The organism is Nitrosomonas communis (assembly GCF_900114745.1).
Taxonomy (GTDB): domain Bacteria; phylum Pseudomonadota; class Gammaproteobacteria; order Burkholderiales; family Nitrosomonadaceae; genus Nitrosomonas; species Nitrosomonas communis_A.
The window spans coordinates 1-12,761 of sequence record NZ_FOUB01000084.1 but is presented as its reverse complement, the minus strand read 5'-3'; the positions used below and the strand labels follow the sequence as shown (position 1 = coordinate 12,761).

The following is a 12,761-nucleotide window of genomic DNA, read 5'->3' as shown; positions in this document are numbered from 1 at the left end:
GATGCCAGAACTGAATGTGCCTGAAGGCAAAATCGCCAACGGCCTATTTAATGTGCGCTCTCTATGGGGAAGCAATCCGGGGTGCGAGTCAGTTCGGCGGATTATGTTAGGTTGCGGGGTTAAACCACCAAAAATTTGAACAACCTCTATCGCCACCTTCCAATACGTAGCTTCTTTCATCATCAGGGGTGGCGGCAACTACAATGACCATTAGGATGTTTGGTTGGACTCATGAGTTATTAAATTACAATATCGGATCTGCCGAAAATAGTATTCTCAATCAAGGAGAATGCTATTTTCAAATTATTGATTAGTTGATAATTTATTTTCATTAAATTGCTGTTTTGATTATTATCCGACCATCCAATCTTGGCATGAACTTGCGTCTGAACCAATAATAAAGAGGAGGCAATGATGTTTGGCGTATTCAGTAAAATAAAATCCTGAATAAATGGCTTAAAATTATTGTCCGTTTCTGGCTCAGATTAATTGGCCATTAACAGATGCAAGCCAGGCTGCTGGCGGGATTCAGCCCTGAAGAACTTATGAAGCACTCTTCAGACTGATTTGCAAAAAGTAAGAAAATGGGCCCCACTGATGCTTGAGCTAACCAATGCTGGAATGCCTCGGGCGGTATATATCAGCGTATATCAGTGATGTTCAGATCATCATTGAGGATGCCCGCGGTTTTACTGTATTGGAGACAATTACGAAAGGGCCTAACCTATTTGCCAAACTTCCAGCCGGAAAATATTTCCTTGATGCTACCACGAAGTGAATATACTGCATCGTAATTTAAATCCACGTCTTCAAAAAGAGCATAAAAATTACGCCGCTTTGGCTGGCTTCCAAAAACCCAGGAAAGTTTTTTTCTGCTCTTCTATTTAAGCCTAATATCGCCGTCATTGATTTGCGTATAGACTGCGTAGGGAAGAACAACCGTATCCAAAGCTCCTGATAATGCCATATCTAAGAATATTAGCTGGGGTATCGGCGCTACCCATAGTGCCATTTGAGAGGGTTTTCCCCGTAGCAAGCAAATATCGTAAGCAATACCACTATAAATGCGTGGTATTGCTTCACAGGAGGTTTCAATTTGATGGAGATTGCGCTTTGTAATCCAATCACCCCGAATAACTGTATTGATTGTGCCACATCCCGCTAAAAATACCACTATTGAGCAAATAAATGCATATTTTAGTTTACTCTTCATTATTATAAATTACTGAGAAGTCGGTTTGCTTAACTTGAAATCCAAGTTCACGTACTTCCACATTATAAGTGCGTTTAAAGCCTATGGCATTAATGCGAGCTTTTTTCCAACATTAATTTTAGGAAAAATCAGATTGATAGATTTCAGCAACTATATCAAGCTGTGTTAAATCTTCTATTTCCAGAAGACCCTGATCTTTAATCCTTTCACCGGGTCGAGTTAATTCTTCTTGAATTCAAGTAATAAGTACATGACCCACTAATTTTTTAGCATCTGTACCTGATAATTCGCGGAATACCTCATAAGGCGCTCCAAACCCCAGGCACTTTTAGTCATCGTACTGCGCTATCCAAACGGACAAATGGCTACTATGCATACCCAAGGAAGCCTACGATACATAGTTCATCTGGCAAGGAAATAAAACTGAACAATAAAGTTGTTGCGTAAATCCGCCATCACAACTGCACAATGAATTAATAGACAATTTATTGCATTTCAAAGCGGGCAATTCTATGTGTTGCTAACATATCTGTTCAGAAAGGCGTGAATAACAGCGGATATTTTTTCGAGATCACAAGCAACGTATATTACTATTTATCGTCTGGCTAATGGACAAAAGGATAAAACCTAAATTTTCCACTCGGAAGATTTTCTAATAGAAAATCTGGGATAATACCCAAAATAGATGGATTGAGCTTATATTGATTAGTATGAGGTATATGATCTAATGGATAATTTGATAGATATTGTTATTTATTCAGTAATTGCATTAATTTCAGGATTTATAATTGCACGGATAATAAAAGAGAAATTTTTAAAATAAAAATTGAGACTTATTCAATAATCAAGATCCTTAACATGCTTTATCAGCATATTGACACGCTGATTTTCTTATAAATTCTCATTAACTTGTTGCAATATTCTTTCCTAAATTTCAGTCTGAAATTCTGTCTTTAAAGGACCGGAAGTATTTCAGTTGTTTTATTAAAGCATTTTTTCTAAAGATGCTCTTTTTGAGCAGTTTCTGCTCAAATTATTTATCAAAGACAATACCTTATTCCATTTCCAAATCAAAAATGACGCGAAGGCGAGCCGCAGACAGTATCAATAATACGGCAAAATGAAGCCGACAAAGCTAGTCTTGATTTAGAAATGAAATTAGATCAATGGTGTGGGGCTGAACGTATTATCGGCAGAGCTCGCCGCTTACTTTGCTTTAGACCGCTGAGCCAGCACCAATCCCGCAAGGCTGAACACTCCTGCCACTGTCAGGTAAAGACCGACGAGTGAGGTGCCGCCTATTTCGCTGAGTGTCTGCGCGGCAATCGGAGCGACTGCTCCGCCTAGAATACCGCCTGCATTAAAAGCTACTGATGTACCGGTATAACGCACCCGTGCTGGGAACAGCGACGGCAACCACGCACCGAGTGGGCCATAGACAAAGCCCATAATGAACAATGCGAGCGACAGCACTGCCCATACTACCCATAGCGAACCCGAACCTAAAAGCGATCCGAATATCAACCCCATGCCGACCGTTGCTGCACATCCCCATGTTAGAACGCGCACAGCACTGGTCGCATCGGCACGCACACCCGAGACGATGATACCAAGCGCGAGAAATAGAATTGCAGCAAGCTGGACAGCCAGGAAAACCTCACGATTATATCCCAAGGCGGTCGTACCATGGGCGAGTGCAAAAGCGGTTGAAAGGTAAAATATCGCGAAACAAGCTACGACTGCAAAAGTCCCGGCGAAGGTAGCTAATGTATGATTGCGGATCAATTCACTGATGGGAACCGGAATTGGAGGCTCATCTGACAGAGCTTGAGCGAATTCAGGTGTTTCTTTGATCTTCAAGCGTACCCACAGGCCTAGCCCGACCAGAATGGCACTTGCCAGAAATGGGATACGCCAGCCCCACGCTGCAAATTCTGCTTCGCTCAGTCCTATGCCAATCAGCAGGAACAACCCATTGGCAGCAAGGAAACCAACAGGTGCGCCCAGTTGCGGGGCCATGCCAAAGCGTGCCTGCCACCCCTGGGGGGCATTCTCAACCGCTAGTAGCGCTGCGCCGCCCCATTCTCCCCCAAGGCCGAGCCCTTGGCCGAAGCGCAGGATACACAACAATAGCGGTGCAATCCAGCCGACCATCGCATAGGTCGGCAAAAATGCGATCGACACGGTCGACACTCCCATTAGCATCAGCGATGCGACCAGTGTCGATTTCCGCCCGATCCGATCACCGAAATGGCCGAACAATATTGCACCAAACGGGCGTGCGATGAAAGCGATACCAAAGCTCATGAATGACAGCATTAATTGCGCAGCTGGTGAACTGGCTGGAAAGAATAATGGACCGAACACCAACGCCGCCGCCGTTGCGTAAATGTAAAAATCGTAATATTCGACAGCTGTTCCGGCCAGACTCGCAATAAGTATACGGCGATGCCGACGATAAGGGCTGATCATTATCGGTTTTTCCTTCGAATCTTCCGGATTATCATGTAAAAGAAAAATTAACAGCTTTTTTTATGAAGGGCGAAGATAGTAAAGATGCAAAAATTTGTCAAATTCACGGACTAACAATCAAAAATTTACACAATCACGACTGATTAAAAGTAAAGAAACTTTGATTTATGAGATCTTTTTATTTTTAAGGGGAAAGACATCAACCTTAAAAAGCCACTGAGAAGGCTAAATGAGAGTATGAGAGCATATTAGTTTTATTCTAGTGAAAAGCAGTCGATCAAACTTTTTAAAATTTTTTATAAATTCCAGCAGCGCTAGATTAATCACCTCAACATAATGCGAGCTATAGCGGCGTAAGTCCAGGTTTCATCTGTGTATGTGAAGCGCTTGTAGCTTTGCTCAACTAATTAATTTTTCAGAGTGCGGGCAAATTAAAAAATACACCTACCATGAGAAAATTGGTTACCACTGCAATAATATTCCAGACAACTACAGGCATCGAGTCAATTAAAATACCGTAATGCACCCACATGATTTGAAACGAGCCCATAATGCCTGCCATCATGGGATTCATCCCTTGAGAACTCCTTCGTTTAAGTATCGCGAACAAATCCGAGGCGGCTGCAAAGGTGGTGCCGAACCCCGCCACAAAACCGACGATCTCATGCCCTTCCATTTAAATCTCTTATTATTATGTCTCTATTCAAATCGAGCTTGACAATTGCATTCACAATGGAAAAGATGATAGCTTCATCACTCTAAGCCTAATAAAAATCAGATTCTTGTATTTTGTCGCGATACCGCAGGAACAATCAATAAATCATGGTTGCTTTACCTTGCGCAGGTATGGCTTCACTGTTTCCCAACCTTGTGGATAAATTTTCTTAGCTTCCTCATTGCTAACTGAAGGAACAATGATGACATCTTCCCCTTGTTGCCAATTCACTGGCGTTGCGACTTTGTGTTTTGCAGTTAACTGCATTGAATCAATTACCCGCAAGATTTCATTAAAATTACGGCCAGTTGTCATGGGATAAGTCATCATAAGCTTGATATTTTTATCGGGACCAATAATAAATACCGAACGAACGGTCGCGTTTGTAAGTGCTGTTCGTCCTTCTGCTGAACCTGCTTCATCTGCAGGGAACATATTATAGAGTTTAGCTACCTGCAGATCAGTATCTGCAATAACAGGATAGCTAACGCGTGAACCACCAACTTCTTCAACGTCTTTCAGCCATTTCTCGTGATCATTAAGCGGGTCAATACTAAGCCCGATAAGTTTAGTATTGCGCTTATCAAATTCAGATTGAATACTGGCCATATACCCTAATTCTGTTGTGCAAACAGGTGTGAAATCCTTTGGGTGAGAAAATAATACTACCCAATGATCTCCAATCCATTCATGAAAATCAATCCTACCTTGTGTAGTTTCTGCTTGAAAATTAGGTGCCTGATCATTAATACGCAATGCCATAAGTATCTCCTTAGTTCAAATTTATTAAATGTATATTGGAATCAGTTTAATAGCTATAACTTAGCAGACAAAACGAATATTAAAAATTTTACTTGCTTACATTACCCAATAATAAAAATAACAAAACATCTGAGAATGTATTGAAGAATATTACACATAACTAGTTTTTATTAATTTTTATTTATCAAATACCATTAGTAGTATGACATTTAAAAATACAACCATGTGTGTATTATTTTTTACGAAACGAACTATAATTATATCTATAGATTAAAAGCAATCTTGTATTATCAAATTTTTATTTGTGATAAGGTTAATGGTAATGAGTGTCACGTACGGCATATAACTCTCTGTTTAAACAAATAATCATACATATCAGGAGAGTTCCTCGCCTTATATGTATGCTTGCAAGCAGATGAACAAACAGAGAAAATGGAAGTATTTTTCAATGATGAACCTGTAACTAAATTGTTCTAATTATTCTATTTGACACTGATTACTATCAGCAAAAAATGATTCATGCGAGTAACAAGTTGAAAGCTTGTATTAAATAAATATATCATTCAGTTTGAAGAAAGAATACCTCAGCACTAATTAAGCACCGTTTACAGAAAATCCAGACCACTTTCTTATCATAACTTCTCTCTTGAATACGATCACAGCGTCTTAAAAGGAGGTTATCTGGCCACGAAAGCAGCAATTCTTCGACCTTATTGATTGCCACCATTTCTACAAATTTTTAGCAATAAAAATATTGCACTCTTAGTAACTTTTATCAGGAACGAATGAAAAAAATAGCCGATGTTGGGTAGCCCTAGTTAATACCAATCGAAATAAAGGCAATGAGCATTGACTCTGGAACTCAAGGTTGTAATGGGAAAGTTGATCCTAGACATAGCCAAAGATCACTCATCTCGCAGCAATAGATTACTGACCTACGTTCTCAGTTTCTGGCTTAAAATGGAGAATACAAGCTCAAAAATAGCCGCCGCGTACTTTGTGAAGAAATATCTTGAAGTTCGCATTCATTGCACAGAAGCTCTCTGATTGTTCGGTATTAGTAGCTTAAGTTCAAGGCAACGGCTGTTTCGATTCACAAGTTATAAAAACATACCCAATCTGGAGTTTATGAATGGAACACCTTAACCAAGCCTGGATCATGTTAAAACTGGGCGGAATCATTATTCTGCCGTTATCTTTGCTGGGTGTCATCGCGCTGGCGATAATGCTCGAAAAAGCATTTGTTTACTGGCGCTTTGCCCGCCTATCGAATGATTTGTTGAATCTCATCGAAACCTATGGTTTCAAGTGGGAAGATCTGGAAAAAATCCTGTCAGGGCTAGATAAACGCCACTATTACAAGCGTTTCTTTGAAGTGGTGATTTCCAATCGGCACCAACCATTCTGGTGGACTGAGTCACGTGCAGCAGATGAAGCCCAACTAATTGAGAATTCATTAGCCCGTCGGCTCTGGGCGCTGGAAACAATCGTAACAGCCGCGCCGCTACTGGGGCTTGTGGGAACCGTTGTCGGCATGATGAGCGCCTTTCAAGTTATTGGCAGTGAAGGCATCGTCAACCCCACCGCAGTGACAGGTGGTGTTGCCGAAGCGCTCATTGCTACTGTTATTGGTCTGATTATCGCGCTGGTTGCGTTATTTGGATTCAATTATTTCTCGCGCATGCAATCACAAACCATGGATGAAATGGAACGACTCGGTACACGTCTGATCGACCATATTCGGCTGGATCAAAAGGAGAATACCCATGAAACTACGTAAATCCAGAACCCCACGAAAAGGTTATATCCAGATTATCCCCATGATTGATGTCATGTTCTTTCTACTCGCGACATTTATGTTGGCTTCGTTATCCATGCAGAATCTGGATTCTGTGCAAGTCAACTTACCTGAAGGCCAAGCCGAGAAACTTAGTGCCGAAAAACCGGTAACTTTAACACTGACCAAGAACAGTGAAATTTTTATCAATAAAGAATCCGTTACCCTTGATACCTTGGCCACTACGCTCAAACCGCTGCTTCATGATGCCAAGCAAAAATTGATCGTATCGGCAGACAATGAAGCACCACAAGGCATTGTGGTTCAGGCGATGCTTCGGGCGCGGAATGCGGGGGTGCAGCATTTTCTGATCGCGGTTCAGCATAAATAATTATTCCTTAATAAATAGTTTGATAATGTCCATAGCGATGAACAGCTCCAGAACAAGGGAAATTCGTCTTTGGTGGCCGCTGCCACTGGCGCTGCTGATTTGGCTAGTCATCATCTGGGCGTTCGGTTTTTTTCTGACAGAATCCGAAATCAAAGTCAGCATTGATATCCCTGACGCGATCGAAGCGGAATTTCTGGAGCTTCCGGAACTCGCACAACCACAGGAACCTGTCCCGCCGCCAAGCAAAGGCATCGAGGCACAACCCCAGAATCAAGTACAGCAAGCAGAAATAGCACCAGATCTGGTAATGCCACCACTTCCACACACCAAGCCTTCCACTCCCCCCACGCCGCCCCGTGTTAAGGAGAAAGCGATTGGAACGGAAAAAGCCACACCAGCCAGGAAAGAAACCAAAACTAAGGTTCCACAAAAAAAGGATCCCGCCGCACCGGCAGATTTAACGGAGTATATTAATCAGAGAAAAATGCAACAAAGTCAGCCAGCCGGTATTCTTGATGGGCTTGAGAGCAACAAAAATACTAACACTAAACCTCAGCCCTCAGCGGAAGAGATCAGGATGGCGAAAGTTAAGCGCAATCTGCAAATACCTGGTACCAGTGGCGTTTTTCAGATTATCCACATTGGTCCACGCTATGCACAGTTCTCGTTTCGCGCCTGGACAACTGGCGACATTAATCCGCGGCGGGAATTAATTGAAGTGAAAGCGGGGCCGGACGGTGACATTGAACGTGCAATCATACGCAGGATGATCCAGCTCATTCGTCAGTATCATCAGGAAGACTTTAACTGGGAATCACCTCGCCTTAATCGCGTCGTTGTCTTGTCTGCACGCCCAGGAGATAGCGAGGGACTCGAAAATTTTTTAATGCGCGAGTTCTTTGGAGAACCTATTCCACCTTATTTGCGCTAGCATTACAGTTCAGCCGAGCTATCTTTTATAGATTCCCAATAAGCAAAATAAATGCGCCAGAAAATCTGTGATGTTTGCTCAGCGTATAGGTAAAGTAAAAATGCTTTTTCGCTAAAAGTTCATTATAGACACACCAGGTATTTTCTCAGATACGCTGCAGAATGCTAAAACAATCACCTGTTTTTGCTTGAAGTAGTGATAAAAAAATTGGAAATGAGTAAGGCATTTTTTGTTATCAGGCAAAAGGCGCTCAAGCGAAAAAGTCAGCACAATTATGATGAGAGTAAGAAAAACGATTTTGGTATCAACAGGAGCAATAAAATTCAAGTCATGAGCAGGTAATCTGGGTAGTAAAATACGGCCATAACTGGGATTGTGCTGCAGATATACCAGTTGCGTTCATTTGCCGTACACTTAATGTTTCAGAGAACGACTTTCATGATCTCTCAGAGCAATTTGACAATATTTATATGCAGCAAATAATTTTATGGAGATGACCCACCAAAATAGTCAAATCCGGTCTGGATAATCAAGCATTCAATTTAGTTGTTACACTTGGATCAATTCAGGTATTTATTTATACAAACGCTCCTTGTTAACTACCTTGATCGGTTAGGCTAATTTAATTATTTAGCACTGAAGGGAATCTGAACTCCGATATTTGCACCATGATGACCATTGTTAACACTCACACCGCTGCTAAATTTGATTTTCGTATTATTATTTGTATGTATGTAATTTATTGCTCCACCATTTCCTGTTGTATTAACTGTTGCACTTACACCATGTCCACTTTTACTCGAATAACCACCACCGACTGAGTTCATTTGAAGTCCTGTTCCGTCATTCGAAACAGTGGTATCAAATGTTATAGCCCTCTTCAAATTTTTGTGTGTGTAATTTATTGTCCCATCCCCCCTTTTCATATTGACTGTAGCATTTGCCCCATGCCCACTTGTACTTGAAAAACTACCACCAGCTGAGTTCATCAGAGGGCCCGCTTCGTCATTCGAAAAATTACTATCGAATATTACAGCCCCTTTCGAATTTTTACGTGTGTAATTTATTGTCCCATCTCCCCTTTCTATATTAACTGCGGCATGTGCCCTGTGCCCACTTGTACTTGAAAAACCTCCACCAACTGAGTTCATCCGATCCTGCATTCCGTCACTCATAATACTAGTATCAAAAGTTACAGCTCCATTTGGCCCGGATTTAATTGGTATACGTATATTTTCGGCATTTACTACATTAAAAATTATCCACAGACTTAAACCAAAAATTTTCATGATGATATTCATTTTTTAGTCTTCCATCTAAAAATTCTAGAACCTAGAAAAAATTGTTACCACCATTTTAAATACCTTTCTTTCCAAAAGATATCTAGAGAAATAACCTCTAGGATAAAATTTTTTTTACTTCTATGTTCTGTTGACATTTCGTAATAATCCACGAGAATCTGATTCATTTTCTGTGAGAATGAATAACAGAGCAGAACTAACCGATGAACAATGGGAATTTTTATATGCATGTAGGCTGCAGCCAATATCTCGACCTACCACAAATTCTGATGGATAGTACGATTATTCGTGCACATGCTTGTGCTGCTGGCGCAACAGAAAGTTCAGCGCAAGCAGAAGCCCTGTGGGCTACAAAAGGCGGCTTCACCACTAAAATTCATTCTGTTATCGATGCGTTAGGCAACCCACTGTATTTCATCCTGTCTGGCGGTCAAGCTAGCGATATCGGGCAAGCTGAGAATTTGTTGGCTCTGACAGCAGAAGGCGCGGCCGCTCTGACGGGTGTTAAAGGCTATGATAGCGATGCTTTTATGAAAATGCTCACTAAAAAAGATGCTGAACCTGTTATTCCGCCTCGCATAAATCGAATCAATGCAAGAGATTGCGATTGGTTTGTTTATAAAGAACGTCATTTGAACCAAAAGATATGCTGGTTTCCCTAATGAATATCGAGCTGTTATCTTCTCTCTTTTGTTCCTTTTAAGCTATTGAGAGCACAACCATCCTATGAAAATTGGAATGTTAGCGAATCAACATCGCCACACGATTGATGTTATAAACGAGATTGAGTAAGCTCCTTTGTAGTTTTGCTCATCCCTGACCTAAGGTACGAATGGTAATCCAGTTCAGCTCGTTCGTCACCGAACTAAATACATGCTCGACTCACGCACGCACCCGTGATTTTTCTTTGCTGCTAAATTTTGTACATTCATAAGTGAATGATTGCGAGCATCCTTTTCGTGAATCTGACTTGCGTATCTTGAAGCCATCAGACCTCTTTCTGTGCATTGATGCGATATGCTGAGTCCGCGTAAGCCTTTGCTCCCCTCCTCATTGCCGATCCGTGCGTACATCGGCGTTACCGGCACCAATGACTATGATGCCATAATATTTGATCAGATTCGGCCACAATTACACAGCAATGAGCTGTATAGCAATAAAGCTTATCAACAGCCCAACGCCCAAGACGCCAGACAAGCTCGGAATCTGACTGTCTTGACACTGGTTAAAAAACAAAAAGGGCAGCACTGTCCAGAGCCACAGGACCAATGGTTGTCTACAGCAGTTTTTTGCGTTCGACACCGATTGAAGCATTATTTGCCTGGATTGAAGAAAAGACAGGCATTGAATGTGCCAGTAAAGTTCGTTCTTATAAACCTTACTAAGTCTGCGTGAATGATTAAGCCAGCAGAAGGCATGCTCGGCTAGCCAGTGACGTGACGCCCGACGGGGCGCGCCATTGGGTGTCGAACCATCAGACTCAGCAATCATATCCCCTACATCCAAGGAAAAGGTCAGTTCATTCATAAAGAGAATATTTATTTAATAGCTTACTACGTGCTCACACGTATTTTTTTTATCTACTTTTCTCGATATCCTAACAACACATCAGTTATAAATACTGATCACTATATGATTCAATTAATTTTCAAGGAAATAAAATGGCAATAGGTACAGTTAAATGGTTCAATGATGCTAAAGGTTATGGCTTTATTACTCCAGATGATGGTGGAGAGGATTTGTTTGCACACTTTTCTGCTATTAATAGTAACGGCTTCAAATCTCTGAAAGAGGCTCAACGTGTCGCTTTCGAAGTGACTACCGGACCTAAAGGTAAACAAGCAGCCAATATCAGGTCATTATAAAATTGATCTGAAAAACAAAGAACCTCGGACTATCCGAGGTTTTTTTATATACTTTTTACGAATTAGCTCTTGATTCACATTAAACAACCTAAGTTTGCGTGAATGATTAAGCTAGCAGAAGGTATGCTCGGCTAGCCTGTGACGTGACGCCCGGCGGCGCGCGCCCTTGGGTGTCGAACCGTCAGCCTCAGCAATCATATCCCCTACACCCAAGGAAAAGGTCGGTTTATTTATAAAGAGAATATTTATTTAATAGCTTACTACGTGCTTACACGTATTTTTTTTATCTACTTTTCTCGATATCCTAACAACACATCAGTTATAAATACTGATCACTATATGATTCAATTAATTTTCAAGGAAATAAAATGGCAATAGGTACAGTTAAATGGTTCAATGATGCTAAAGGTTATGGCTTTATTACTCCAGATGATGGTGGAGAGGATTTGTTTGCACACTTTTCTGCTATTAATAGTAACGGCTTCAAATCTCTGAAAGAGGCTCAACGTGTCGCTTTCGAAGTGACTACCGGACCTAAAGGTAAACAAGCAGCCAATATCAGGCCATTATAAAATTGATCTGGAAAATAAAGAACCTCGGATAGTCCGAGGTTTTTTTATATATTTGTGTTCTGAGAAATTACGTACGATTTATCTGCTATTGTCGTACTGTGCTTTTTTCTGCTCTTGTATCGCATCAGCTCAAGTCAGCCAAAATGGCTTGATTGCCTAAAAGATAGTTTTGGTTCATCGTTAACCACAACTCTGGATGAACGATGATGACAGAGAAGCACAGTTAGAAACGTAATGTAAAGAGATCGGTATAAGATATTTGCCGTGTTACTTGCCGTAGTTGCTCGGCAGAAGAAAAAACTCACACAAATTTGGCAGAGTCTGTAGCGAAGCTACTAGCATAACTTTGCTCAGCTAACGTGATCATTGAAGAAAGTCGTAAACTTGAATTGAGCATAATTCAACTGTAAAAATCCCTATTTCATTACAATACGCCGATGTTCACAAAAAATATTTCCTTATATAGTAATTATATGCTGCATTAACCTTTTTTGTTCTGGTCTCATGTTGTTTAAAGCTCTGAATTTTTCGAGATCCAACACCAATACAGATGATTTTGATATTGCAAAGCCATTGAGCAAGACAGCTCATAGAGATGGCAGAAGTCAAAATAAATAGTTGTCCCTGAAAAACCCCGTTTCTTCAATCGCTGAGTTGTAGGTTAGGGCTATTGGTCATCAATAACCGATTAGGATTGATGCCGGAGCGAGCACATAAAAGCGCCAAGTGGCCCAGAATCTTGCGCAAGTTATAGCCAGCACC

At 41.1% G+C, this 12,761-nt stretch carries 12 protein-coding genes; 7 read left to right on the top strand and 5 right to left on the bottom strand.

Annotated elements, in window-relative coordinates; genetic code table 11:
- Window positions 1–880: 880 nt before the first annotated feature.
- The 4 genes from BM122_RS18390 to BM122_RS18375 form a co-directional block, all read right to left on the bottom strand.
- Complete coding sequence (locus BM122_RS18390) at window positions 881–1,213, bottom strand: YceK/YidQ family lipoprotein (protein WP_074906993.1); 333 nt, start codon at window positions 1,211–1,213, stop codon at window positions 881–883.
- 1,206 nt (window positions 1,214–2,419) lie between these two features.
- Window positions 2,420–3,685 carry an MFS transporter gene (locus BM122_RS18385; RefSeq protein ID WP_074906992.1) on the bottom strand — a complete coding sequence of 422 codons (1,266 nt, stop codon included), beginning with the start codon at window positions 3,683–3,685 and terminating at the stop codon, window positions 2,420–2,422.
- Between the two features lie 415 nt (window positions 3,686–4,100).
- Window positions 4,101–4,361 (bottom strand): SemiSWEET family transporter, encoded by a 261-nt coding sequence (locus tag BM122_RS18380; RefSeq protein ID WP_074906991.1) that lies wholly within the window; start codon window positions 4,359–4,361, stop codon window positions 4,101–4,103.
- A 144-nt stretch (window positions 4,362–4,505) separates the two neighbouring features.
- The gene (locus BM122_RS18375; protein ID WP_074906990.1) at window positions 4,506–5,162 is read right to left on the bottom strand and encodes a peroxiredoxin; all 657 of its coding nucleotides are present in this window, start codon (window positions 5,160–5,162) and stop codon (window positions 4,506–4,508) included.
- Window positions 5,163–6,294: 1,132 nt separating this feature from the next.
- On the opposite strand from BM122_RS18375, the gene BM122_RS18365 reads away from it, so the two are divergent.
- Genes BM122_RS18365 through BM122_RS18355 form a run of 3 tightly spaced genes read left to right on the top strand, consistent with a single transcriptional unit; the run spans window position 6,295 to window position 8,261 of the window.
- Window positions 6,295–6,942, top strand: a complete 648-nt coding sequence (locus BM122_RS18365; protein ID WP_074906988.1) for a MotA/TolQ/ExbB proton channel family protein — start codon at window positions 6,295–6,297, stop codon at window positions 6,940–6,942.
- Window positions 6,929–7,330, top strand: a complete 402-nt coding sequence (locus BM122_RS18360; RefSeq protein WP_074906987.1) for an ExbD/TolR family protein — start codon at window positions 6,929–6,931, stop codon at window positions 7,328–7,330. Before BM122_RS18365 ends, BM122_RS18360 begins: the two co-directional genes overlap by 14 nt.
- A gap of 25 nt (window positions 7,331–7,355) precedes the next feature.
- On the top strand, window positions 7,356–8,261 hold the full coding sequence (locus BM122_RS18355; protein ID WP_256212195.1) for a hypothetical protein: 906 nt from the start codon (window positions 7,356–7,358) through the stop codon (window positions 8,259–8,261).
- Window positions 8,262–8,887: 626 nt separating this feature from the next.
- Here the strand turns inward: BM122_RS18355 and BM122_RS18350 are convergent.
- Window positions 8,888–9,562: a hypothetical protein gene (locus BM122_RS18350; RefSeq protein ID WP_074906986.1), complete on the bottom strand. Its 675-nt coding sequence runs from the start codon at window positions 9,560–9,562 to the stop codon at window positions 8,888–8,890.
- Between the two features lie 203 nt (window positions 9,563–9,765).
- On the opposite strand from BM122_RS18350, the gene BM122_RS18345 reads away from it, so the two are divergent.
- The 4 genes from BM122_RS18345 to BM122_RS18330 all read left to right on the top strand — a co-directional run bounded on the left by BM122_RS18345 (window position 9,766) and on the right by BM122_RS18330 (window position 11,999).
- A complete protein-coding gene (locus tag BM122_RS18345) occupies window positions 9,766–10,224 on the top strand; it encodes a transposase (protein ID WP_074906985.1) in 459 nt (152 codons plus the stop codon).
- Between the two features lie 355 nt (window positions 10,225–10,579).
- Window positions 10,580–10,957 carry a hypothetical protein gene (locus BM122_RS18340; protein ID WP_074906984.1) on the top strand — a complete coding sequence of 126 codons (378 nt, stop codon included), beginning with the start codon at window positions 10,580–10,582 and terminating at the stop codon, window positions 10,955–10,957.
- A 266-nt stretch (window positions 10,958–11,223) separates the two neighbouring features.
- Window positions 11,224–11,427, top strand: a complete 204-nt coding sequence (locus tag BM122_RS18335) for a cold-shock protein (RefSeq protein WP_074906983.1) — start codon at window positions 11,224–11,226, stop codon at window positions 11,425–11,427.
- 368 nt (window positions 11,428–11,795) lie between these two features.
- A complete protein-coding gene (locus BM122_RS18330; RefSeq protein WP_074906982.1) occupies window positions 11,796–11,999 on the top strand; it encodes a cold-shock protein in 204 nt (67 codons plus the stop codon).
- Window positions 12,000–12,761 lie beyond the last annotated feature (762 nt).